Genomic DNA, 22,577 nt, shown 5'->3' on the forward strand with positions numbered 1-22,577 from the left:
TGCACTCAATGGAAGCATCGCGCGGCTGCCCTTGAGATGTTACCGCTCATTAGGGGTAGTCGAGTCAGCGCTTACATGCTATTAACCCGCCGCTCGCAGAGGGGATCCACGTCTCACTCGAACGGACGGAAAAGGTTCACCAAATGGGAGTGGCCCGTCCAGAACCTGGACGGGCCACTCACCGGCTGTGTCTTACTTGCCGGCCTTCCTACGCTGAACTCGCGTCCGGCGCAGCAACTTCCGGTGCTTCTTCTTCGACATGCGCTTACGGCGCTTCTTGATCACAGAGCCCATCGAGAGCGCTCCTTCCTTCGTCGTCGGTCACGCTGCCCGGCGCAGCGTCCAACGGGTGGAGCGCACAGGCACGAGCGGTCTTCCAGGGTACTCGCGCCCCGGAAGACGCCCTCGGGCGGGCACGCTGTGCTCCGCGAAGCGAGCCTCAGCCCACGTCGAAGTACGCGCCCTGCAGATATTCGTGAACGGCCTTTTCGGGCACTCTGAACGACTTCCCCACGCGCACCGCGGGCAACTCGCCCGAGTGAACGAGGCGATAGACGGTCATCTTGGAGACCCGCATCAGCGTGGCCACCTCGGCGACCGTCAGGAACTGGACCTGGCCCACTGAGGGGAGGTCATCCTTCTTGTTCGGCGGCATGATTCACCGTGTCCTTCGACACGTGTCGCGCCACGAGGCTTCCCCACCTGTGGTATCGACACGCACGTGCTCTCCTGAGAGTAGCGGGACACGTGTGGCTAAAGCGACGCGAGTCACCGAGATGGGCCCGTCCGACTACGCGTTTCGTCCTCTGGATGCGGTAGTTCGCCGGCGAACTACCGCATCCAGAGGACTAATCGCGGGGATCGTGGGCGCGGCCCAGCTCGGTCGAGCGGTCCTTCGCGGCCTCGATGGCGGCCAGGAGCGCCGCGCGGACGCCGTGCTTCTCCAGCTCGCGGATGGCGTTGATGGTCGTCCCGGCGGGTGAGGTGACGGCTTCGCGCAGCAGCACCGGGTGCTCGTCGGACTCCGCCAGCATCTTCGCCGCCCCGACCGCCGACTGGATGATCAGCTGCCCGGCGAGCGCGCGGGGCAGGCCGAGCAGGATCCCGGCGTCGATCATGGCCTCGACCAGGAAGAAGAAGTACGCGGGCCCGGATCCGGACAGCGCCGTGACGGCGTCCTGCTGCGACTCCGGCACCTCGACGACCTGCCCGACGTGCGAAAGCAGCTCCTTCACCACCGCGATGTGCTCGGCGGTCGCGTGCGCGCCCGCCGAGACTGCGCTCATCGCCTCTCCGACGAGCATCGGGGTGTTCGGCATGACCCGCACCACCGGGATGCCCTCGGCCAGCCTGCGCTCGTACAGGGCGGTCGGCAGGCCCGCGCACAGCGAGACCACCAGCGAATCCTTGCCGAGCAGCGGCGCGACCTCGTCCAGCACCGGGTCGATGTCCTGCGGCTTGACCGCGACGACCAGCACGTCGGCTCGGCTCGCGGCGTCGGCGACGGTGACCCCGTGCACGCCGTAGCGCTCGGTCAGCTCGGCCGCGCGCGCCGGATACCGTTCGGTGAACAGCAGGTCGTCAGGGCTGTGCCCGCCGTGCAGCAGGCCCGAGAGCAGGGCCTCTCCGATTTTTCCGGCGCCGAGAACCGCGATCACGCTCATGCCGTTCAGCGTGCCAAAGCGCCGTCAGCCCCCGGGCGCCGGGGCAAGCGCCAGCTGACGCGCCTGGCAGACCAGCCTGCCCTGCGAGTCCACCACCACGGCGTCGGAATCGAACCAGGCCTCGTGCACCGAGTGGGCCTGCACGATCACCCGCAGCCAGCCCGGCGCCGGCCGGGTGCGCAGCAACGCGGTCAGCTGCACGGTCGGCACCCAGCCGATCCGGCCGAGGTTGTAGACCACCGGCGGGTTCACGTCGCTCGCGAGCAGCGCGAAGAACGGGTCGGGAAGACCGTGCCGCGGCCGCACCCACAACCGCATCTTCGGCGGGTCGCCGATCCGGCCGTGCAGGTAACCGACGCTCGCCGGATCGAGCCGGACTTCGCAGCCCTTCGCGAGATTGAACAGGCCTTCGGAGGTCTCACCGGTCACGGGCACCGCGCCGGGCGGCGGTTCCGCGGGCATGGCGGGCACATCGGTCCACTCCGGACGCCGCATCGGCAGCCGCCCGGTGGTCACCCTGGCCTCGACGCAACTGCGGCCCCGCTGCTCCAGCAGGACCGCCACGACCGAAGCGCGCCTTCCGACCTTCCGGACGTCCATGCGCAGCAACACCGGCCCCACAGCGGGCGGGTGCAGGAATTCCGCGCTGATGGCGAGAGGCTCGGACGGCGGCTCGCCCCGTTCGTGCAGGAACGCCAGGGCCGACCGGGCCATCAAGGCCATCAGGAAGCCGCCGTGCGGATGTCCGCCGATCGACCATTCGGTCCGCAGTACCGCGGTGAAAGTGCCGTCACCCAGTGATCTCGTCGCGCAAGCCGCGTCGAAGGAGGTGCCCGTTTCGTCGGCCGTGCTCACCGAGCACTGACCCAGGCCACGAGCCGATCCATCGGGGTGCGGGAGATCAACAAGCGCAGCTGGTTCACGGTCGGAACTTTACGTGTAGCAGCGCCTCCGGCGCAGGGAGGAATGAATCTCCGCACCTCGGGACGATCTTTGTCACTGGCCGAGGTGGAACCTCGCGAACAAGAGTGACTCCGCGAGATCCCTTGACCGCTGTGCCGCGCTCGGCGAGCGGCGGGTGTTGATCTCCAGCACGATCTGTCCGGAAAAATCGCTGTTCACGAGCTTTTCGAGCAATTCGGCACAGGGTTCGATCCCGCGCCCGGGCACCAGGTGCTCGTCCTTCGGGAGCCCCGTGCCGTCCGCCAGGTGGACGTGGGTGAGCCCGGAACCCATGCGTTCGGCGAGCGCGAGGGCGTCCATCCCGGCTGCCGCTGTATGGGACAAGTCCAGCGTGTAGTGGCGAAACCCTACGTCCGTAGGGTCGATCGACGGACGGAACGCCGACACGCGCGACGTCCGCGACCCGCCGGGCGGACGGACCTTGAACATGTTCTCGACCGCGACCTCGATGCCGCTGGATTCTTCGAGCTCGTCGACGAGATCGCCGAACGCGTCGCCGTAGCGGCGCTGCCAGCGGAACGGCGGATGCACCACGACCGTGCGCGCGCCCAGCTCCAGCGCGGCGTCCACGGACATCCGCAGGCGCACCTCGGGATCCGGCGACCACACGCGCTGGGTGATCAGCAGCGACGGCGAGTGGATCGACAGCACCGGCACCCCGGTGCGGCGCGACCAGCGGCGCAACGCGGAGATGTCCTGGCTGACCGGGTCGGCCCAGATCATCACCTCGACACCGTCGTAGCCGAGGTCGGCGGCCATCTCGAAGGCCGCGCCCGCCCTCAGAGGCCAGACGGACGCGGTGGAGACGCCTACCGGAATCTGCTGAACCATTCCGGCATCCTTCCCGAGGCCGCTAACGAGCGACCAGCAGGAGTGCGGCCGGTGAGACCGTCACCACCAGTCCGACCAGCACCGCGAGCACGAGGGTCTGGAGGTCGTCGGCCTTGCGGATCTTCCGGACGATCCACACCAGCGCGACGATCACCAGCAACGCGGCGACCAGCGCGGCGGCGGGGATGTTCACCCACAGCCAGTTGAAGCCCAGCCAGACCCCGGCACCGCCCACCACGCCGAGGGCGAGCTGACCGGCCAGCGCCAGCCACTGCTTCCCCGGTGAGGTGTTCTCGGCGGGTGCCTCGGACTCGTCCACCTCGACGTCGTCGACCTCATCGACGCCGCCCTCGGCCCGGTCGTCTTCGTAGTCGTCCTCGTACTCGTCGGCGCGGTACCCGTAGTCGTCGCGGTCGAAGTCCGGACTGCCGTCGGGGTACGCCGGGTCGGCGAACTCGCGCTCGTACTCGTCGAGGTTGTCCTGCTGCCTGCCTCGATCGTCGAGCGAATGCGGCGGCACGAACGGCATCGGCGCGGGGTGCCCCATGGTCGGGGGGCCCGCGTCGAACTGGTCCGGTTCCGGGTCGATGTCCGGCTCGGCGGGCGCGACCGGAGGTGGCACCGGCGGGATGCCGCCGATCTCGGTGTCCTCGGACTGCACCTTCTGCCTGCGCTTGCGCCATCCGGCGAGTCCGGCGGGCGGCGCCGCCGGTTCGACGGGCGCGGGTGCCTCGGGTTCGATTCCGGCTTCGTCGCCGACCGCGGCGAACTGCTCGGTGCTCGGCTCGGCCTTCGGCTGAGGCGGACGGGCCGCCGGACGACGACGGCGCGCCGGCTGGGCCGGTGGGGTCTGGAACGCGCCGCTGGCCATCGGGCCGGGCTGGTCCTGGACGTCCTCGGGCTCGGCGTCGAGACCGTCGAGCCTCGCCGACAGCCCCGCGGACGGGGGCCCGGCAGGCGGTTCGGGGCGGCGGCGGACCGGCGGCACCGCGCCACGGGTCTCCTCCGGGCCCGCGGGCCGCGGACGGCCGCGGGGCGGCAAGCCCTCGGAGTCCGGCGGACGCTGCTGATAGCCGGACTGTTCCTGCGGCGGCGTCGGCCGCACGAACTGACCCGACTGCTGAGGCGGCTGCGGCGGACGCTGCTGGTAACCGCTCTGCTCCTGCGGCGGCTGGGGCGGGCGCACGAACTGGCCGGACTGCTGAGGCGGCTGCGGCGGACGCTGCTGATAGCCGCTCTGCTCCTGCGGCGGCTGGGGCGGGCGCACCGGCGGCGTCTGCCGGGTCGGGGTCGCGGCGTTCGGCGGCACCGGCAGCGGCGCGGAGTCCTGCGGCGGCGGAAGCGGACGCGCACCGGAGTCCTGGGGGCGCGAGCGGCGCGGAGGACGGTTGGGCGGCGGCGGGGTGTCGCCGGACACCCTGTCGATGATCGCCTGCGGCGCGGTGTCGCTCACCGACGGCGCGCGTCGGCCGCGGGTGGGCTCGGGAGCCTCGTCCTCGTCGTCGGCCGCGCGGCGTCGCCTGCGGCGCCCGCCTTCGGGCTGGGCTCCGTGCTGCGCGAGCAACTCCGCCACGGTCTTCTGCGGCTGGCCGCTCTCAGTCTCGTCCGTCATACCGTGCTGTCCAATGCGCGCTCCAGCCGTTGCGAACCGGCACGCGACGGGGCATCGGCGGCGTCGCGCGCGCTATCCACCGTCATCCGCATTTCCGTCACCTCTTCACCGTGCCCGTTCTCTGTCGACTAAGTCCAGTCGGGCGCTGCCGCCCACAGTCTCGTCCGCACCGTTCGAATGGTCCAGCCGTCGAAGGATGACACCTTCTCGCAGCGCCCACGGACAGATCTCCAGTTCTTCCAGGGAAAGCGCCCGCATGGTGGCTTGTGCGACGAGCGCGCCGGCCACCAGCTGATGCGACCTGCTCGCGCTGACCCCTTCGAGTTGTGCCAGGTCGTGGGCGGTCATCCGGGAGATGAACGCGATGAGCTGGCGCAACGCGGTGTCGGTCAGGGTACGGCGCACATGCGGCCCGCTGGCCGACGGCGCCGCTCCGGTCAACCGGGCGAGTGACCGGAAAGTCTTCGAAGTCGCCACGACCCGATCGGGTTCACCCAATTTGGCGACCTTCTTCGCCAGTGGGGCGAGTTGTTCTTCGAGCCACGCCGAAGTCGCGATGAGCTCCGAGCGGGTCGGCGGGTCGTGCTGGAACCGCGTCCGGGTGGTCCGGCCCGCCCCGAGGGGGAGCGATTCGGCCAGATCCGGCTCCTCGTCGCGGCCCATCGCGATCTCCAGCGAGCCGCCGCCGATGTCGAGCACGAGCAGTTTTCCCGCCGACCAGCCGAACCACCGGCGGACGGCGAGGAAGGTGAGCCGGGATTCGTCGATCCCGGAAAGCACCTTCAGTTCGACTCCGGTCTGCTCTTGGACCTTCGCCAGTACCTTCGGGGCGTTCTTGGCTTCGCGGACGGCGGAGGTGGCGAACGCCATGACCTCTTCGCAGCCGAGCCTGGCCGCCGCCGCCTTCGCCGACTCGACCGCCCGTACGAGGCTGTCCGCGCCCGCGCGGCTCAGGTCACCGGTGCGGGTGATCTGCTCGGCGAGCCGGAGGACGGCCTTTTCGGAATGCATCGGGGTCGGGTGGGCGCCACGGTGGGCGTCGACCACGAGCAGGTGGACGGTGTTGGAACCGACGTCGAGTACCCCTAGGCGCACGAGCGTCTACGGTACCCGCCCCTGCGTCAGGTCACGAAACCGTAACCGTGATCTGTGTCGCAGGGGCGGGTACCGGACCTGTCACGTCTCGAACTTGTAGCCCAGCCCGCGCACCGTGACCAGGTGCCGGGGCGATCCCGGGTCCGGTTCGATCTTCGACCGCAGCCGCTTCACGTGGACGTCGAGGGTCTTGGTGTCGCCGACGTAGTCCGCGCCCCACACCCGGTCGATCAGCTGCCCGCGGGTGAGCACGCGGCCCACGTTGCGCAGCAGGTATTCGAGGAGGTCGAACTCCTTCAGCGGCAAGGAGACCTCCTGGCCGTCGACGGTCACCACGTGCCGCTCGACGTCCATCCGCACCGGCCCGGCGGTCAGCACCAGGGGCGCCAGATCACCTTCGGAGCCCGGCTCGCCGCCGCGGCGCAGCACCGCCCGCACCCGCGCGATGAGCTCGCGGGCCGAGTACGGCTTGGTGACGTAGTCGTCGGCGCCGAGTTCCAGTCCGACGACCTTGTCGATCTCGCTGTCGCGCGCGGTCACCATGATCACCGGCACCGCGGAACGCTGCCGGAGCTGCTTGCAGACGTCGGTGCCGCTCATGCCGGGGAGCATGAGGTCGAGCAGGACGATGTCGGCGCCGTTGCGGTCGAACTCCTCGAGCGCCTGCTGCCCCGTCACGGCGACGGCGGCGGTGAAGCCCTCTTTGCGGAGCAAGAACGCGAGCGGGTCGGCGAACGACTCTTCGTCCTCGACGATGAGAACCCTCGTCACAGGTTTCCTCCATGGTCGGGGCTTTCTTGCCCTGTTGCCACGAGACGGGGTGTCCGCTCGGGGGTCTTCTCCGGCCGGGATACCGGCGGAGCCTGTTTCACGGCCGCGGCCGGTTCGGCACCGATGTGCGCGGGGATCCGCAGCGTGAAGGTCGATCCGGTGCCGGGACGGCTCCAGAGACCGACCGAACCACCGTGGTTGGCGGCCACGTGCTTGACGATCGCCAGCCCGAGGCCGGTGCCGCCGGTCGCCCGCGACCGCGCCTTGTCCGAACGGAAGAACCGCTCGAAGACGCGTTGCTGCTCGTCCTCGGCGATGCCGATGCCGCGGTCGGTCACCGCGATCTCGACCTTGCCGTCCACCAGCCGCCTGCTGATCGACACCGGGCTCCCCGCCGGCGAGTACGCGACGGCGTTCTCCAGCAGGTTCGACAGCGCGGTGACCATCAGCGTCCGGTCGCCCTCGATGAGCAGCCCGCTGGCGGCGTCGGTGGTGATGGTGATTTCGGCGGACTCCGCCGAAAGCGTCGTCCGGCCGAGCGCCTCGCGGACGACGGCGTCGACCTCGACGACGTTGAGATCGGGCAGCCGCTCGGCACCTTGCAGCCGCGACAGCGCGATCAGCTCGGTGACGAGCTGGCCGAGCCGGGTCGATTCGCGGAGGATCTTGCCGCCGAACCGGCGGACCTCCTCGACGTCCTCCGCGGCGTCGAGCACGGCCTCGGTGAGCAGCGCGATCGCGCCCACCGGCGTCTTCAGTTCGTGGCTGACGTTCGCGACGAAGTCCCGCCGGACGGCTTCGAGGCGGATCGCCTCGGAGTGGTCGACGGCCTCGACCACGGTGAACCCGTCGCCGAGCGGGCGGACCTCGCCGAGGACGGCTTCGGGCTGACGGCCCCTCGCCTCCAGCGGGGAGAGGTCGATCTCCATCGGTTCGTCGGTCTCGACCACCTGCTCGGCGGCCTTGCGGGCCCGCGGATCGGCCTGGTTGACCTTCACCAGTCCCAGCTCGTAGGCGCGCGGATTGTGCAGGACCATGTCGCCGAACTTGTTGAGGACGACGACGCCGTTGTTGCTGGAACGCACGAGGCGTTCGAGCAGTTCGGCCACGGTCGGGCCGGTCGGGCGCCGCTCCTCGCGGCGGGCGCGGCCCCTCGCGATCAGGAAGCCGACGACCACACCGACGATCAGTCCGCCGATGGCCAGGGCGAGTGCAACAGGCGTGGTCACAGGGGAATCGTAAGCGTGCGGGTAGCCTTTTGGCCTAGTCCCGGCCGCGTACTCGTGATGCCTATGACACCTGGGGACAGGCTGTTCGCCTGCCGGTCGGCCGCCGTTCACGCGGCCGATCCCTGGCCGAGATCTCCTGGGTGAGGCGGGTCACCCGGACCGGGGACACCGGCGGCGGCCCGTGCCCGGATCCCGACTTTCGTCGTGACTATCCGGGCAGTGATCGTCCCACTCACGGGCGAATAGCGACGTTCCCGTCACGGCCCCCGGGGAATGTTGGAAGACTGTCGCCGTGGAACTCGTCAGTGACATCTCCCTGATTCGCGGAGAAGAAGAGCTGTTCGACCGGACGGCTCATCTGTTCGTCGCGGCGACCGACATCGCGTGCGCGGCCGACGACCTCTACACCTGGGCGCTTTCCCGGCCCTCGCTCACGCGGCAGGGCGAACGGCTGGTGCGCGACAAGCGGATCCGCAAGCTCTACCGTCCCGGCGTCCTGCTGAACGAGCAGACCGCGCGGCATCTGCACCACCTGTCCGGTCTCGGCGCGCAGATCCGGATCGGCACCGAGGAGATCAACGAGACGATCCTGCTCGACGAGCGGGTCGCGATCATGGCGGGCGACGAGGGCAAGGCGGTGCGCTCGTACAGCGTCATCTCGCGCCCGGAGCTGGTGCAGGGCATCCTGTCGCTGTTCGAAACCGCCTGGCTGGCGGCCGCCACGCTGGAGACGTTCGACGCGCGGTTCGCCGACATCCGGCAGGAGACACCGCAGATGCTCGAGTTCCTCACCACCGGCTGCAAGGACGACAAGGCCGCGAAGAGCCTCGGCATGGGCGTGCGCACCTATCAGCGACGGGTGTCGGAACTGCTGGTCGCGCTCGGCGTGACGTCGCGGCTCCAGGTCGACGCGCGGGCCAGGGAGCTCGGCCTCCTGTGAAACGCTGGGCGGGATTCGTGGTGCTGCTCGCGCTCGCGGGCTGCACCACCGCGGTGTCCGGCACCGCCCGCCCCGAACCGGAAACCCCGCCCGCGAACCTCGCGCTGGTCGACCCCGCGCGGACCGCGTCGGTCCTGACAGCGGTGAAGACGGCCACCGAAGCGGTCTTCTCCTACGACAGCACGGCCGCGCCCGCCTACGACAAGGCGCTCGCCGAGAACCTGACCCCTGGCGCGCGGGACGAGCTGGCGAAGCTGTTTTCGGAGATCCGGAACTCGCCGGAGCCGATCAAGCTGGTCACGCGGGTGATCGTGTCGGCCGCCGTCGAGCAGACAGCGGACAAGGCGCGGGTGCTGACCGTGCTCGACCAGAGCAGCACCAGGGCGGGTGCCACCAGCAAGGGCATCGCGTCGGCGCTGCTCACGACGGCACGCGAGGGCGAACGCTGGCGGATCGGCGAGATCAAGGTGAACCCCGCCGGGGCCCCGGTCACGGCGGAGAAGCCGGGCGCGGGAGATCGGGCGATCGCGCGAGTGCGGGACTCCGCCCGCGATGGCGCGCTGCGCGTCGCGGAGGCCCTGCTGAACGTGAATCCGGCTGATCCGGAAGGCACTTACGCCCGCTACGAGTCCGTGTCGACCGGGCAGTTGCTGACCCAGTTCCAGCAGGACAAGGCGGCGCGGCTGAACCAGATCCGGAGCGGTGGCGTGAAGTCGGCGCTGGCGCCGAACCCCGCCGCCGCGGTCATGGAGATCGTGGACGACAAGGCGAGCGTGCTGCTCTACGCGGCGACCGACGTCACGGACGCGGCCGGGCAGGCGACGAAGAAGTACCTGCCGATCGTGCTGCGGCTGCACCGAGTCGATGCCGCGGGGTGGAAGGCCGCCGGGATCGAGTCGGTCCAGCCCCTGCCCTGAGATGTCATGAGGGGTCCCCTTAAGACAAATTTCGTCCTAAGGGGACCCCTCATGACACTTCGGTACCGGAGCGGCTACCGGCCCTGGTTCGCGACGGCGGCCGCGGCTTCCTTGGCGGCTTCCGGGTCCAGGTAGGTCCCGCCGGCGGTGACCGGCTTGAGGTCCTCGGTGAGGTCGTAGCGCAGCGGGATGCCGGTCGGGATGTTGAGCCCGGCGATGGCGTCGTCGGAGATGCCGTCGAGGTGCTTCACGAGCGCCCGCAGCGAGTTGCCGTGCGCGGCGACCAGCACGGTCTTGCCCGCGCGCAGATCCGGCACGATCTCGGACTCCCAGTACGGCAGCAGCCGCGCGACGACGTCCTTGAGGCATTCGGTCAGCGGGGCCGAGTCGCCGAGGTCGGCGTAGCGCGCGTCGCCGGCCTGGCTGAACTCGTCGGCCGGGTCGATCGGGGGCGGCGGGGTGTCGTAGGAGCGGCGCCAGAGCATGAACTGCTCCTCGCCGAACTCGTCCAGGGTCTGCTTCTTGTTCTTGCCCTGGAGCGCGCCGTAGTGCCGCTCGTTGAGACGCCAGTCGCGCTTCACCGGGATCCAGTGCCGGTCGGCGGCGTCGAGCGCCAGGTTGGCGGTCGAGATCGCGCGGCGCATCAGCGACGTGTGGACGACGTCCGGCAGCAGGCCGGACTCCGCGAGCAACTGCCCGCCCTTGCGCGCCTCCTGCTCGCCCTGGTCGGACAGCGGCACGTCCACCCAGCCGGTGAACAGGTTTTCGGCGTTCCAGGTGCTCTGCCCGTGACGCAGCAGCACCAGAGTCCCAAGCTCAGCCATGTGGTCAGCCTGCCAGAGTGAGCGGAAGCGCCGGTCAGAGGGCTGGGATTGCGCTTTCTTCTACGGAGAGTGCGTTACCTGCGAGTAACACCTTCACCCGTCCAGAAGACAGGTCGCCAACAAGTCCGAATCCCCGGCAAACAGGCTGCACTCCGTTATCCCGGTTTTCAAAGTTCACTCGAACAGAGTAACCGGTAGTCTTGTGATTACAGGTGGAGATCTGACAGGTTGGCTTAGTCCCGCGCGGCCGGATTCCACGCACTCCCCGGCTCGACGCGGGTGACGACCGCGACTCGTCTCCCCCCTGCCGAGTCGCGGCGCCCGCCGGCCCCGTTGGCATCCCCCTCGTCACCGGGTCCACCTTGGCGGGAACTTCAGCGGGGCGGCTCGAGATCGCGACTCCCCCTCCCTCGAGCCGTCCCGCCTGTTCATCTTCCGGGGATTCAGCCCCGAACACGCGTCGGCCGTGAGTGGCGAGGACGGTTCTGGCGGTCCCGTATTTGCCTGCCCACTGGTGTGACCGGCGAGTGTGGAGGATTTGGGACGTTGAGTGTCCCGGATCCTCCACACTCGGTCTCGTTGACCGATACGACCTTGATCAAGGTCCAAGACCGGGCATCCCTGGCGACCCATGATCGCCTGACAACCTCAGTCCAGCGGGGGCGCGGACGGCAGATCCGAAGCGGTCGCCATCGCCGGTTCCGCCGGACGGCGCCGCTTGCGCAGCCACCACACCAGCGCCGCCGCGGGAACACCGAAGACCAGCAGGAAGGGCGCCATCGCGCCGATCACGGTCAGCAGGCCGCCGCCGAAGGTCAGGAACGCGTCCCAGCCATTCGCCAGGCCGCCGAAGAACCCGTTGCGGGATTCCTCCTCCGCCACGACCGTCTCCGCCTTCACCTGCAGCGAGATCGTCGACATGGCGACACTTCCGGCCAGGCTTTCGCGCCGCTTCTGAAGCGACTCGAGTTCGGCCTCGCGGCTCGTCAGCTCGCTCTCCACGGACGCGATCTCCGAGACCGACGTCGCCCTCGCGAGCAGCGCGCGGATGCGCTCGACGCTCGCCCGCTGAGTGGCCAGCCGCGAGTCGACGTCGACCATCTGCTCGGTCACGTCCGTGGCGGTGACCTCCCGCTTGACCTGCTTCCCGAGCTTCCCCAGCTGGTCCAGCACGCCATCGAGGCGTTCGGACGGCACGACGACGTTGACCGACGCCCGCTTCTCCTGGGTGCTCTCCTGCCCGGTGTAACCGGCGGCGCCCTGGGTGATGACGCGGACCTGCGAGATCACGTCGGCGACGTTCGGCGCGGTGAGCTCCAGGCTCGCCGTGCGCACGAGCTTGCGGTCGGCGATCCCCGGCTGCCCCACCGGCGCTTTCTCCGAACCCGCCTTGCCCGCGCTGTCGCCGCTTTCCTTGTTGGGCGCGCCCTGATTCGGCACCGCCTGCTTGCCGCCGGCCGTCGCCGGCATCGAGGCGGATTCGCTGTAAGGCTCGCTCGCCGAACAGCCCGCCAGTGTCAGCGCCAGCGCGGCCCCGGCGACGGCCACCCATCTCAATCGCTTGTACATCGGAACCTTCTCCCTCCAGTACTGCGGAGAGAGACGGAGCCGGATTCAGCGCGGTTGCACCATCCGGGTCACGAGTCGGTCAAGGCTCCCGGTTCGTGACCGTTCGCGGGCTCGACGAGATGTTTGAACGCCTGCAGGTTCGCCAGCGACTCTCCACGCGAGACCCGCCAGTCCCATTCGCGTTTGATCGACTCGGCGAACCCGAGTTCCAGCAGCGTGTTGAAATCGCCGTCGGCGGCTTCCAGCACCTGCCCGAGGATCTTGTCCAATTCGGACTCGGTCACCGTGTCCAGGCCGAATTTGCCGACCAGGTAGATGTCGCCCATGGCGTCCACCGTGTAATGCACGCCGTACAGCTTCGCGTTGCGGCGCAACAGAAAACGATAAACGTCCTCATGGGACTCATCGGGGCGGCGGCAGACGAACGCTTCGACGGCGAAGGCGTGATCCCCGGCGACCAGCCAGCAGTTGGTCTGCAGCTTCTTGGTACCCGGCAACGTGACGAAGTACCTTCCCTCGCCACGCCTGTCGTATTCCAGGCCCGCACTGTCCAAAGAGGACCGCAAGGTCTCGTCGAGCGTCAAACCGCCACCTCCGCGCGCTGTTCGAGGGCACGCCGGAACGCGCCGGTCGCCTGAGCGTACGTGTCCAGCAGCCGGTCCGTCGTACGGCTCCAGGAGAAACGCCGCGCGTGGACGACGGCGTTGGCCGAAAGCTCGGCGCGCCAACCGGGCCGCAACGCGACGTTCGCGAGCGCGCCCGCCCAGTCCTTCGGATCGTGCGAAGGCACCAGCAGCCCGGAAACACCATGCGGGACCGCGACCGGCAGCCCGCCGACCTCGGCCGCGATCACCGGCGTCCCGCACGCCTGCGCTTCGAGCGCGACCAGCCCGAACGACTCGTTGTAGCTCGGCACGGCGACGAGGTCGGCCGCGCGGTAGACGTTGACCAGCGACCGGCCCGGCTGCGGCGGCATGAACCGGGTCTGCTCCTCGATCCCGAGGGAGACGGCCAGCTCACGCAGGGCCTGCGGCTGCTCCAGCCCGGTCCCGGACGGGCCGCCGACGATCAGCACGACCAGCCGCGACGCCAGCTCCGGCCGTTCGCGCAGCATCTCGGCGGCGGCCAGCAGGAGGACGTCCGGCGCCTTCAACGGCTGGATCCGGCCCGCGAAGGCCAGCACGATCGCGTCCCGCGGCAGGCCCAGCGCCCGGCGCGCGGCCGACCGGGAGCCGGGGGTGAAGCGGTCGAGATCCACCCCGGGCGGGATGGCGTGCACGGCGCGCGGATCGGCGTCGTACAGCTCGATCAGCTCGCGGGCCTCGACTCGGGTGTTCGCGACCAGGCAGTCCGCCTCGTCGACGACCTGCTGCTCGCCGATCACGCGGGTGCGCGGCTCGGGGGTGTCACCCTCGGCGAGCGCGGCGTTCTTGACCTTGGCCAGGGTGTGCGCGGTGTGCACCAGCGGCACGCCCCAGCGGTCGCGGGCGAGCCAGCCCGCCTGGCCGGAGAGCCAGTAGTGCGAATGGATGAGGTCGTAGTAGCCCGGCTCGTGGAACGCCTCGGCCCGCAGCACCCCGGCGGTGAACGCGCACAGCTGCGCCGGCAGCTCGTCGCGTCCCAGCGGCTCGAACGGCCCGGCCGGGATGTGCCGGACCAGGACGCCGGGCGCCAGTTCGGCGACCGGGGGCTGGTCCGAGGACGTCGCCCGCGTGAACACCTCGACCTCGACGCCGCGGCGGGCCATCTCGGTGGCCGTCTGGCTCACGTAGACGTTCATCCCGCCGGCGTCACCGGTCCCCGGCTGTTCCAGCGGAGAGGTGTGCAACGACAACACCGCGACGCGCCTGGGCGCGGCGTCGAACCCGTGCAGAGGGATCGTCACCTGGTCAACACTCCTGAAGTCCTACTGATCGGCGAACCCGCGCAGCAGATCACCGAACTCGTCCGCCGCTTCGGCGAACGGCAGATGCCCCACCTCAGGTAACCAACGCACGACGGCACCCGGAATCTTCCCGGCCGCGTATTCCGCCGACGTCGGATCGATCACAGCGTCCGCGAGACCATGGACGATCAGCGCCGGTTTGTCCAGATCGCGAAGAACGTCCTCGCTCCCGACGTCGCGCCGGAAGAGCGCAGAGCGCACCGCGGGCGGGGTCGAGAGGCAGGCGCCGAGCAACGACTGGGCGAGCGTCCCGGACACCGGGCCGGCGGTCATCCGCTCGCTGAACTGCACCAACGCGGGAATCGCGACCGAAGGATCATCCGACAGCACCGCCGGGATGGCCTCGCGCATGGCGGGGCCGACCTTGCCGCCGGGACGGTTCTTGCCGATTTCTGTGATCGCGCCCACAAGAACGACGCCGCCGAGCCGTGCGGAACCGTGCACGCGGAGGTAGTCCGTGATGACCAGACCGCCGTAGGACCAGCCGACGACGATCGCGTCTTCACCGGCGAAGTCGAGGACGGAGGCGAGGTCTTCGGCCCAGACGCGCGGATCGTCGTAGCCGGCGGAGGGCACTTCGGAGTCGCCGTGCCCGCGCAGGTCCATCGCGACCAGGCGGAACCGCTCGCTGAGCGAGGGGTCCGCCAGCTGCGGCGCCCAGGCGCGGCCCGACTGGGCCCAGCCGTGCACGAACACGATCGGACGGGTGTTCTCGGCGCCCTCGACCCACAGGCCGATACGAGTCCCGCCGTAGCCGACTACCTCGGTCTTCATGCCTGCACTTTATGGGCTGTCACGTGGTCGCCCTACCCGCCGGAAGTCCGTGGATGTCGCGGTGGGCCGGAGATGTCGTGAAAGCCACTTTCAAGACACCTGACGTCCTGAAAGTGGCTTTCGGGACATTCTGGGGGTGCGTGAAGTACGTGAAGGCCCCCTTCATTGCGCTAGACGCAGTGAAGGGGGCCTTCACGTACTTCGGGCCTGTTCCTCGGTCTCAGATGGGCAGACAGCCTTACTTGATCGCGGACAGGGCCTTCCACGACTTCCAGTCGTAGAACCAGTTCTTGACGTCCGATTTGGTCGGACTGCCCAGTTTGGAGCCGGTGATCTCGACCGGGTCGCCGATCAGCGCCGAGTCGAAGTACTTCTTCGCGTCCGCTTCGAGCAGGTTCACGCAGCCGTGCGAGGTGTTGGCCTTGCCGATGTTCGACGCGTTGTCCTGGTTCTCGTGGATGTACTCGCCGTTGTTCGAGATCCGGCAGGCCCACTTCTTGTTGACGTTGGTGTAGCCGTAGCGCGCGTTGTCGAACCGCGCCGTCGGCTCCTTCGTCATCACGATGAACGTGCCGTTGGGGGTGTTCCGCTGGACGTCGCCGTCGAGCCCGTTCGAGCACGGGTAGCTCGCCGACTCCGCGCCGCCGCGGTAGACCTTCATCGTGTGGTCCGGGGTGTTGACCTTGACCACCTGGTTGCGGCCGATCTTGAACTTGGTGGTGACGTCGGCCTTGCCGTACGCGCCGCCGCCGAGCGCGACGCCGTAGAGCTTCGCCTCGACGTTGACCGTGATGTTGGCGGGCCAGTACTCCTTTGGCCGCCAGTCGACCTGGGTGTCGGACAGCCAGCCCCACGATCCCTCGACGTCCTTGTCGGTCTTGACCTTGAGCGCCTTCTCGGCGGCCGCCTTGTCCTTGACCGGGGACGCGAACTTCACGCTGATCGGCATCGCGACGCCGACCTCGGCGTTGTCGGCCGGGTTCAGCGTGGCGCGGACCTCCTTGGCGGGCTTGAGCGTGGTGAAGCTGCCCTTGAGCTCGGCGGTCTTGTTGTCGCTGCCGGTGGCCTTCGCGGCGTAGGTGTACGTCTTGCCGTAGCCGAGGGCCTCGGAGCTGGTCCAGGTGAGCCCGTCCGCGGACAGCTCGCCCTTGACCTCCTTGCCGCCGTCGCCGGTGACCTTGACCTCGGTGAGCTTGCCGTCGGCGACCTTCACGACGACCGGGGTCACCACGGGGGCGTCCTTGGCGTCGGCGGCGGGTTCGGCGGTGATCTTGGCTACCGGAGCGGCTTCCTGTTCCCCGCCACCGCTGCTGCCCTCCGGCTTGGCGTTGCCGCCTTCTTCGCTGGAGCAGGCAGCGGCCAGCATGGCCGCCCCCGCGGCGAGCGCGGCCTTGAACACCGTGCGCCGTTCGATCACCGTGTACCTCCCATGAAGATCCCCGCCCCACGCGAGCGTTACCCGCTCAGCGCTGAGGACCTCTCCGACGTTACCCGCGGCGACGGAACTCACCCGCGCCACTCACGGGGATAGACGCACGGGGGTGGTGTGGGGTTGTTCACCTCTTCGCATTTCGTCCTCTGAATGCGGTAGTTCGTGTCGCCGACTACCGCATTCAGAGGACGAAATGCGGGGGTGGGCTAAAGCGAGCAGTTGATGAGCAGAGGCTCCGGGTGCAGCGAAACACCGAAGCGGGCCTCGACGCCGTCGCGCACTTCGCGCGCCAGAGCGAGCAGATCCTCAGTGGACGCCTTGCCCCGGTTGGTGAGCGCGAGCGTGTGCTTCGTCGACAGCGAGACCCGGCCGCCGGGCCCTTCATGGCCCTTCCCGAACCCCGCCCGCTCGATCAGCCACGCCGCGGACAGCTTCGTGCCGCCGGGCGCCGGGTACTGCGGCACGCGCACGTCCTCGCCGACGACGTCGACGATCCCCGCCAGCACCCTCGCCAGCTGCGCCTCGCCGATGATCGGGTTGGTGAAGAAGGAGCCCGCGCTCCAGGTGTCGTGGTCGTCCGCGTCCAGGACCATGCCCTTGCCGCGACGCAGCCCGAGGACCGCTTCGCGTGCTTCGGCCGCCGGGACCCGGTCGCCGATCTCGACGCCGAGCGTGCGGGCGAGTTCGGCGTAGCGGATCGGAGCCGAGAGGCCGTCTTCGTTGACCTTGAAGCGCACTGTGAGCACTACGCCCGCGTCGGTCCCCTTCAGGATCGACGTGCGGTAGCCGAAGCCGAGCTCTTCCGCGGTCAGCGTGCGGACCTCGCGGTCGGCGCGGTCGTAGAGGTCGACCGAGACCAGGGACTCGGCCACCTCGCAGCCGTACGCGCCGACGTTCTGGATCGGCGTCGCACCGACCGAACCGGGGATCCCGGAGAGACATTCGAGCCCACCGACGCCCTCGGAGACCAGCTCCGCGACGAACTCGTCCCAGTTCTGCCCGGCCGCGACCTCGACGAGATCTCCGTCACGTGTCCAGCCGGTGTTGCCGACCTTCAGCACCGCGCCCTCGAAGCCGCCGTCGGCGACGACCAGGTTCGAGCCGCCGCCGAGCAGCAGCACCGGCTCACCCGCGTCGTCGGCTTCGCGAACCGCGTCGACCAGGGCCTGCACGGTCTGCGCCTCGGCATAACGCCGCGCCGGGCCGCCGAGGCGCAGCGTGGTGTGGTCGGCGAGGGCGGCGTGCTGGGTGGGAGTTTCGGCAGTGCTCACGCCCGTGAACGGTACTGTCTGGCGCCATGGCCTCCCGTATCGAGCACCGCTCAGCGTTCTCCGCAGACCTCGCGACCACGTTCGACGCGGTCGCCGGCGAGGCCGCGCTGCGGGCCAGGCTGGAGCAGATCGGCGGCGACGACGCGGAACTCCTTGAGTACGTCCCCACCGAGGACGGCGTGCGCTACAAGCTGCGTCAGGGCATCAGCTCGGACAAGCTCCCGTCGGCCGTGCGGACCCTGCACCGGGGCGACCTGATCGTCGAACGCGAGCAGACCTGGAAGACCTCCGGAGCCGGCTACACCGGCACCGCGACGGCTTCGGTGTCGGGCGTGCCGGGCGAGATCACCGCGAAGACGTCCCTGACCGGCGAAGGTGAGCGGACGACGCTGGTGAACAGCGGCGAGGTCAAGGTGCGAATCCCGTTCGTCGGCGGGAAGCTGGAGGGCGTGATCGCCGAACAGGTCACCAAACTGCTGGAGCGCGAGGCGGAATTCGTCGCGAAGTGGCTGGCCGAGCGCTGAAGCCGGTCGGGGCACCGACACGCGGGACGACCAACCCGAACCGGCTGCGCCGCGTCGACCGATGGCTCGCGAGCGACCCGGCCGTGACGCGGCTGCTGCGCCGCGCGGACGAACCACTGGTGGTCGACCTCGGCTACGGAGCCTCCCCGGTGACCACCGTGGAGATGGCGCGGTGGCTGCGGTCCGTCCGCCGCGACGTCCGCGTGCTGGGCCTGGAAATCGACGCCGAACGGGTCGCCGTCGCGCAAACGCGCGTCGACAAGCCGTGGCTGGACTTCCGGCGCGGCGGCTTCGAACTCGCCGGGACACGGCCGGTGCTGGTGCGCGCGTTCAACGTGCTGCGGCAGTACGACGAAGCCGAGGTCCCGGGGGCCTGGTCGCTGATGCTGGACGCGATGGCGCCGGGCGGGCTCCTGGTCGAGGGCACCTGCGACGAGATCGGGCGGCTGAGCACCTGGGTCGCGGTCGGTCACGACGGACCGCGCACGCTCACCCTGTCGGTCCATCTCGGCAGCCTGGAACGTCCGTCCACAGTGGCCGAACGGCTGCCCAAGGCGCTCATCCACCGCAACGTTCCCGGCGAACGGGTCCACGAACTACTGTCCGCCCTGGACGTCTGCTGGGCGACGGCGGCGCCGCACCAGAACTTCGGCGTCCGCGCCCGGTGGACGCATACCGTGCACCTGCTCACCGGCCGGGGCTGGCCGGTGCTGAACCGGCCCTCGCGCTGGCGGCTCGGCGAGCTGACCGTGCCGTGGTCCGCCGTCGCGCCGAGTGACCGCGGACTGGTCCCTTAGCGGGAATTCATCGGCAGCACCCCACTCCGTCACCCCGTAGCGACCTGCGGTGATCACCATGGAACCGTGGAACTGCTGGAGTACGTCACCGAACTGCTTCGGGGCACCCTGGGATCACCCTGGCTGTGGGTGATCGTGTTCCTCGTGTCCGGGTTGGACGCGCTCCTGCCGTTCATGCCGAGCGAGACGACGGTCATCACCGTCGCCGTCCTGATCGGCCCGGACTTCCCCCGGCTGGCGCTGCTCGCGCTGGTCGCCGCGCTCGGGGCCTGGGTGGGCGACTGCCTCGGCTACACCGTCGGCGCCGCCGCGGGCCCGCGGGCGCTCGCCCGCCTGCAACGCGGTCCGGACGGGGTCCGGCGCTACGAATGGGCGAAGATCCAGGTGCGGCGCAACGCCGTCCTGCTGATCCTCGCCGCCCGCTACCTGCCCGGCGGCCGCGTCGCGAGCGGTCTCGCCAACGGCAGTCTCGGCTACCCGCCGCGCAAATTCGTCCTGCTCGACGCCCTCGGCGCGAGCATCTGGGCGGTGTACAGCGTCCTGATCGGTCTCGTCGGCGGAGCGGCCTTCGCGAACGAACCGGAGAAGGGCCTTCTGCTGTCCTTCGCGCTCGGCCTGTTGCTGGTCGCGGCGATCGAGATCGGGCGGCGGGTCCGCGTCCGCATCCTGACCCGGCGCCGCGCGGCGGCCGGGACCGGCGACAATGGCTTGTGTGTCGAACCCTGAACGTCGCTATGTGATCTCCTTCGGCTGCCCCGACCGCACCGGCATCATCGCCCGGATCTCGGGCTTCCTCGCCGAGCACGGCGGCTGGATCGTCGAAGCGGCGTATCACACGGATCCCGACACCGGCTGGTTCTTCACCCGCCAGGTCGTCCGCGCCGACTCGCTCCCGTTCGACGCCACCGAACTCCGCACGCGCTTCGCCGAGGTCGCGAAGTCGCTTTCGGCCGAGTCGAGCTGGCAGGTCAGCGACACGGGTGAGCGACGTCGCGCCGTGATCCTCGTCTCCAAGGCCGGGCACTGTCTTTACGACCTTCTGGGCCGCGTCGCGTCCGGGGAACTGGACGTCGACGTCGCCGCGGTCATCGGGAACCACGCGTCGCTGGGCGACATCACCCGTGCCCACGGCATCCCGTTCCACCACGTCCCGTTCCCCGCCGGCGACGCCGCGGCGAAGGCGGACGCTTTCGCCGAGGTGCGGAAACTGGTCGACGAGCACGACCCGCACGCCGTCGTCCTCGCCCGGTTCATGCAGGTCCTGCCCGCGGAACTGTGCGAGGCCTGGGCCGGGCGGGCGCTCAACATCCACCACAGCTTCCTGCCGTCGTTCGTCGGCGCGCGGCCGTATCACCAGGCCCACGCGCGCGGGGTGAAGCTCATCGGCGCGACCTGCCACTACGTCACCGCCGACCTCGACGCGGGCCCGATCGTCGACCAGGACGTCATCCGCGTCGACCACGGCGACTCGGTCGAGGACATGGTCCGCAAGGGCCGCGACATCGAGAAGGTGACGCTGGCGCGCGGGCTGCGGTGGCACCTGGAGGGTCGTGTGCTGGTGCACGGTAACCGAACCGTCGTCTTCTGATGGTTCACTGAGGGTCATGGGGACTTCGGAGATCAAAACGATCGAGACGCTCGACGCGCTGCGTGAGCACCTGGGCCACCCGGCCGAGCGGACGCGGGGGAAGATCATCCCCTTCATCGACCAGCACGCTCGCACGCTGATCGAGCACTCGCCGTTCTACCTGCTGGCGACGGCGTCGTCCGACGGGACCTGTGACGTCTCCCCGCGCGGCGACCCGGCGGGGTCGGTGAAGGTGCTCGACGACAACACCCTGGTGCTGGCGGACAGGCCGGGCAACAAACTGCTCGACAGCCAGACCAACATCATCGAAAACCGGCACGCCGGACTGCTGTTCCTCGTGCCGGGCATGAACGAGACGCTGCGGATCAACGGCCGCGCGAAGCTGGTCGCGGACGCGCCGTTCTTCGACGACCTCGTGGTCAAGGGAAAGCGGCCCGCGCTGGCGATCCTGGTCGAGGTCGAAGAGCTGTACATGCACTGCGCCAAGGCTTTCCTGCGGTCCTCGCTGTGGAAGCCGGACACCTGGCCGGAGCGCTCCAGCCTGCCGACGGCGGGGCAGATCTTCCGGGACCAGATGAAGCTGGACGTCACGGCCGAGGCCCTTGACGCCGCGCTGACCGAAGGTGCCCTCACGACCCAGTACTGAGCGCCTCGCGAAGTGTCATGAGGGGTCCCCATAGGACACTTTTCGTGCGATGGGGGACCCGCCGTTAATACCCGCCGCGGGGGGGGGGGGAGAAGCGGGCCACCCATTTTGCGGTGTTCGCCCCGTCCAGCAGGTCCAGGAAGGCCTGCGGCGCGTTGCGGATACCGTCCACAATGGTCTCGGAGTACTTGAGCTCGCCGGAGGACACCAGCGGCGCGACCTCCTTGACGAACTGCGGCTGGAGCGCGAAGTGGTCGCCCACGAGCATGCCGCGCATGGTGAACCGCTTCGCGATGATCGACGCGAGATTCCGCGGCGCCGCGGCCGGTTCGGTGTTGTTGTAGACCGAGATCATCCCGCAGATCGCCATCCGGCCGTGCAGGTTGATCGAGTCGATGGCCGCTTCGAGGTGCTCGCCGCCGACGTTGTCGAAGTACACGTCGATGCCTTCGGGCGCCGCCGCGCGCAGCTGCTCGACGACCGGGGCGTCCTTGTAGTTGAACGCCGCGTCGAAGCCCAGTTCGTCGGTCAGCCACTTGACCTTGTCGTCCGTGCCTGCGCTGCCGATGACCCGCTTCGCGCCCTTCAGCTTCGCGAGCTGACCGACGACGGACCCGACGGCGCCCGCCGCACCGGACACGAAGACGGTGTCGCCCTCCTTGAACTCCGCGACGTCGAGCAGCCCGGCGTACGCGGTGAGCCCGGTCATGCCGAGGACGCCGAGGTACGCCGTGACCGGCGCGGCCTCGGGGTCGACCTTCACCGCGTGCTTGGCGTCGACGACGGCGTGCGAACGCCAGCCGAGGCCGTGCAGCACGATGTCGCCCGGCCGGAAACCGTCCACGGTGGACTCGAGCACCTCACCGACGGCGCCGCCGTGCATGACCTTGCCGACCTCGTACGGCTCGGCGTAGGACTTCGCGCTGCTCATCCGGCCGCGCATGTACGGATCCACGCTCAGCACCTGGTTGCGGACCAGGATCTGACCATCGCCCGGCACCGGGATCTCGACGTCGGCGATCTCGAAATTCTCCAGCGTCGGGACACCGTGCGGACGGGAGGCGAGCCGGATCTCGGTTGCGTTCACGAGGTAACTCCAAAGTCTGTAGCCGAAGCGGGGCGATCGCCCCGTATCCATGCCGGGTACAACGGGCTAACCGGGGCGACCATTCCGATTGTGGTGAG

24 protein-coding genes are annotated in these 22,577 nt (G+C 69.4%); 7 read left to right on the forward strand and 17 right to left on the reverse strand.

What is annotated here, in order from left to right:
• Positions 1-192 precede the first annotated feature (192 nt).
• The 9 genes from ACFWMR_RS25295 to ACFWMR_RS25335 form a co-directional block, all read right to left on the reverse strand.
• A complete protein-coding gene (locus tag ACFWMR_RS25295) occupies positions 193-294 on the reverse strand; it encodes a 30S ribosomal protein bS22 (RefSeq protein WP_007030867.1) in 102 nt (33 codons plus the stop codon).
• A 145-nt stretch (positions 295-439) separates the two neighbouring features.
• The gene (locus tag ACFWMR_RS25300) at positions 440-655 is read right to left on the reverse strand and encodes a helix-turn-helix domain-containing protein (protein WP_016330918.1); all 216 of its coding nucleotides are present in this window, start codon (positions 653-655) and stop codon (positions 440-442) included.
• A gap of 193 nt (positions 656-848) precedes the next feature.
• Positions 849-1,664: a pyrroline-5-carboxylate reductase gene (proC, locus tag ACFWMR_RS25305; RefSeq protein ID WP_093938593.1), complete on the reverse strand. Its 816-nt coding sequence runs from the start codon at positions 1,662-1,664 to the stop codon at positions 849-851.
• Positions 1,665-1,688: 24 nt separating this feature from the next.
• Positions 1,689-2,519: a thioesterase family protein gene (locus tag ACFWMR_RS25310; protein ID WP_093938594.1), complete on the reverse strand. Its 831-nt coding sequence runs from the start codon at positions 2,517-2,519 to the stop codon at positions 1,689-1,691.
• A 141-nt stretch (positions 2,520-2,660) separates the two neighbouring features.
• On the reverse strand, positions 2,661-3,458 hold the full coding sequence (locus ACFWMR_RS25315) for a sugar phosphate isomerase/epimerase family protein (protein WP_378380140.1): 798 nt from the start codon (positions 3,456-3,458) through the stop codon (positions 2,661-2,663).
• A gap of 22 nt (positions 3,459-3,480) precedes the next feature.
• Positions 3,481-5,070: a hypothetical protein gene (locus ACFWMR_RS25320; RefSeq protein WP_378380141.1), complete on the reverse strand. Its 1,590-nt coding sequence runs from the start codon at positions 5,068-5,070 to the stop codon at positions 3,481-3,483.
• Positions 5,071-5,175: 105 nt separating this feature from the next.
• On the reverse strand, positions 5,176-6,165 hold the full coding sequence (locus ACFWMR_RS25325) for a Ppx/GppA phosphatase family protein (RefSeq protein ID WP_093937939.1): 990 nt from the start codon (positions 6,163-6,165) through the stop codon (positions 5,176-5,178).
• Positions 6,166-6,246: 81 nt separating this feature from the next.
• Positions 6,247-6,936 carry a response regulator transcription factor gene (locus tag ACFWMR_RS25330; protein ID WP_005167072.1) on the reverse strand — a complete coding sequence of 230 codons (690 nt, stop codon included), beginning with the start codon at positions 6,934-6,936 and terminating at the stop codon, positions 6,247-6,249.
• Positions 6,933-8,165, reverse strand: a complete 1,233-nt coding sequence (locus ACFWMR_RS25335) for a sensor histidine kinase (RefSeq protein WP_167406361.1) — start codon at positions 8,163-8,165, stop codon at positions 6,933-6,935. Before ACFWMR_RS25335 ends, ACFWMR_RS25330 begins: the two co-directional genes overlap by 4 nt.
• Positions 8,166-8,457: 292 nt before the next feature.
• Here ACFWMR_RS25335 and ACFWMR_RS25340 point away from each other — a divergent pair, with 292 nt between their 5' ends.
• Together ACFWMR_RS25340 and ACFWMR_RS25345 are read left to right on the forward strand one after the other, a co-directional pair.
• Positions 8,458-9,105 carry a LuxR family transcriptional regulator gene (locus ACFWMR_RS25340; protein WP_093937938.1) on the forward strand — a complete coding sequence of 216 codons (648 nt, stop codon included), beginning with the start codon at positions 8,458-8,460 and terminating at the stop codon, positions 9,103-9,105.
• Positions 9,102-10,022 carry a hypothetical protein gene (locus ACFWMR_RS25345; protein ID WP_378380142.1) on the forward strand — a complete coding sequence of 307 codons (921 nt, stop codon included), beginning with the start codon at positions 9,102-9,104 and terminating at the stop codon, positions 10,020-10,022. Before ACFWMR_RS25340 ends, ACFWMR_RS25345 begins: the two co-directional genes overlap by 4 nt.
• A 74-nt stretch (positions 10,023-10,096) precedes the next feature.
• Here ACFWMR_RS25345 and ACFWMR_RS25350 read toward each other — a convergent pair whose 3' ends face one another.
• The 7 genes from ACFWMR_RS25350 to ACFWMR_RS25380 all read right to left on the reverse strand — a co-directional run bounded on the left by ACFWMR_RS25350 (position 10,097) and on the right by ACFWMR_RS25380 (position 17,837).
• Positions 10,097-10,846 (reverse strand): phosphoglyceromutase, encoded by a 750-nt coding sequence (locus tag ACFWMR_RS25350; protein WP_378380143.1) that lies wholly within the window; start codon positions 10,844-10,846, stop codon positions 10,097-10,099.
• A 648-nt stretch (positions 10,847-11,494) separates the two neighbouring features.
• A complete protein-coding gene (locus ACFWMR_RS25355; RefSeq protein ID WP_378274666.1) occupies positions 11,495-12,415 on the reverse strand; it encodes a DUF4349 domain-containing protein in 921 nt (306 codons plus the stop codon).
• Between the two features lie 68 nt (positions 12,416-12,483).
• Entirely contained in the window at positions 12,484-12,999 is a 516-nt protein-coding gene (locus ACFWMR_RS25360; RefSeq protein ID WP_093937934.1) for a type III secretion system chaperone family protein, read from the reverse strand.
• Positions 12,996-14,300: a D-inositol-3-phosphate glycosyltransferase gene (mshA, locus tag ACFWMR_RS25365; protein WP_378380144.1), complete on the reverse strand. Its 1,305-nt coding sequence runs from the start codon at positions 14,298-14,300 to the stop codon at positions 12,996-12,998. The genes ACFWMR_RS25360 and mshA overlap by 4 nt, the downstream gene beginning before the upstream one ends.
• A gap of 21 nt (positions 14,301-14,321) precedes the next feature.
• Complete coding sequence (locus ACFWMR_RS25370; protein WP_378380145.1) at positions 14,322-15,134, reverse strand: alpha/beta fold hydrolase; 813 nt, start codon at positions 15,132-15,134, stop codon at positions 14,322-14,324.
• A 238-nt stretch (positions 15,135-15,372) separates the two neighbouring features.
• Positions 15,373-16,551 carry a L,D-transpeptidase gene (locus ACFWMR_RS25375; protein WP_093937932.1) on the reverse strand — a complete coding sequence of 393 codons (1,179 nt, stop codon included), beginning with the start codon at positions 16,549-16,551 and terminating at the stop codon, positions 15,373-15,375.
• A gap of 221 nt (positions 16,552-16,772) precedes the next feature.
• On the reverse strand, positions 16,773-17,837 hold the full coding sequence (locus ACFWMR_RS25380) for a UDP-N-acetylmuramate dehydrogenase (protein WP_378380146.1): 1,065 nt from the start codon (positions 17,835-17,837) through the stop codon (positions 16,773-16,775).
• Between the two features lie 26 nt (positions 17,838-17,863).
• Here ACFWMR_RS25380 and ACFWMR_RS25385 point away from each other — a divergent pair, with 26 nt between their 5' ends.
• The 5 genes from ACFWMR_RS25385 to ACFWMR_RS25405 all read left to right on the forward strand — a co-directional run bounded on the left by ACFWMR_RS25385 (position 17,864) and on the right by ACFWMR_RS25405 (position 21,392).
• On the forward strand, positions 17,864-18,361 hold the full coding sequence (locus ACFWMR_RS25385) for a DUF2505 domain-containing protein (protein WP_093937930.1): 498 nt from the start codon (positions 17,864-17,866) through the stop codon (positions 18,359-18,361).
• Positions 18,343-19,158: a class I SAM-dependent methyltransferase gene (locus ACFWMR_RS25390; RefSeq protein WP_378380147.1), complete on the forward strand. Its 816-nt coding sequence runs from the start codon at positions 18,343-18,345 to the stop codon at positions 19,156-19,158. Before ACFWMR_RS25385 ends, ACFWMR_RS25390 begins: the two co-directional genes overlap by 19 nt.
• A gap of 66 nt (positions 19,159-19,224) precedes the next feature.
• Positions 19,225-19,884 carry a DedA family protein gene (locus ACFWMR_RS25395; RefSeq protein WP_093937928.1) on the forward strand — a complete coding sequence of 220 codons (660 nt, stop codon included), beginning with the start codon at positions 19,225-19,227 and terminating at the stop codon, positions 19,882-19,884.
• Positions 19,862-20,746, forward strand: coding sequence for a formyltetrahydrofolate deformylase (purU, locus tag ACFWMR_RS25400; RefSeq protein WP_208636087.1), 885 nt, complete (start codon positions 19,862-19,864; stop codon positions 20,744-20,746). The genes ACFWMR_RS25395 and purU overlap by 23 nt, the downstream gene beginning before the upstream one ends.
• A 16-nt stretch (positions 20,747-20,762) precedes the next feature.
• The gene (locus tag ACFWMR_RS25405; protein WP_093937926.1) at positions 20,763-21,392 is read left to right on the forward strand and encodes a pyridoxamine 5'-phosphate oxidase family protein; all 630 of its coding nucleotides are present in this window, start codon (positions 20,763-20,765) and stop codon (positions 21,390-21,392) included.
• A 64-nt stretch (positions 21,393-21,456) separates the two neighbouring features.
• On the opposite strand, the gene ACFWMR_RS25410 is transcribed toward ACFWMR_RS25405, so the two are convergent.
• On the reverse strand, positions 21,457-22,479 hold the full coding sequence (locus ACFWMR_RS25410; RefSeq protein WP_378380148.1) for an NADP-dependent oxidoreductase: 1,023 nt from the start codon (positions 22,477-22,479) through the stop codon (positions 21,457-21,459).
• Positions 22,480-22,577 lie beyond the last annotated feature (98 nt).

Origin of the sequence: Amycolatopsis thailandensis, from assembly GCF_042723255.1 — a bacterium.
In the GTDB taxonomy this organism is placed as follows: Bacteria; Actinomycetota; Actinomycetes; order Mycobacteriales; family Pseudonocardiaceae; genus Amycolatopsis; species Amycolatopsis thailandensis.

Excerpts from the sequence above, each read along its gene's own strand:
- ACFWMR_RS25295 (WP_007030867.1), bottom strand. The coding sequence starts at position 294 with ATGGGCTCTGTGATCAAGAAGCGCCGTAAGCGCATGTCGAAGAAGAAG.
- ACFWMR_RS25300 (WP_016330918.1), bottom strand. The coding sequence starts at position 655 with ATGCCGCCGAACAAGAAGGATGACCTCCCCTCAGTGGGCCAGGTCCAG.
- proC (WP_093938593.1), bottom strand. The coding sequence starts at position 1,664 with ATGAGCGTGATCGCGGTTCTCGGCGCCGGAAAAATCGGAGAGGCCCTG.
- ACFWMR_RS25315 (WP_378380140.1), bottom strand. The coding sequence starts at position 3,458 with ATGGTTCAGCAGATTCCGGTAGGCGTCTCCACCGCGTCCGTCTGGCCT.
- ACFWMR_RS25320 (WP_378380141.1), bottom strand. The coding sequence starts at position 5,070 with ATGACGGACGAGACTGAGAGCGGCCAGCCGCAGAAGACCGTGGCGGAG.
- ACFWMR_RS25350 (WP_378380143.1), bottom strand. The coding sequence starts at position 10,846 with ATGGCTGAGCTTGGGACTCTGGTGCTGCTGCGTCACGGGCAGAGCACC.
- ACFWMR_RS25355 (WP_378274666.1), bottom strand. The coding sequence starts at position 12,415 with ATGTACAAGCGATTGAGATGGGTGGCCGTCGCCGGGGCCGCGCTGGCG.
- ACFWMR_RS25370 (WP_378380145.1), bottom strand. The coding sequence starts at position 15,134 with ATGAAGACCGAGGTAGTCGGCTACGGCGGGACTCGTATCGGCCTGTGG.
- ACFWMR_RS25385 (WP_093937930.1), top strand. The coding sequence starts at position 17,864 with ATGGCCTCCCGTATCGAGCACCGCTCAGCGTTCTCCGCAGACCTCGCG.
- purU (WP_208636087.1), top strand. The coding sequence starts at position 19,862 with ATGGCTTGTGTGTCGAACCCTGAACGTCGCTATGTGATCTCCTTCGGC.
- ACFWMR_RS25405 (WP_093937926.1), top strand. The coding sequence starts at position 20,763 with ATGGGGACTTCGGAGATCAAAACGATCGAGACGCTCGACGCGCTGCGT.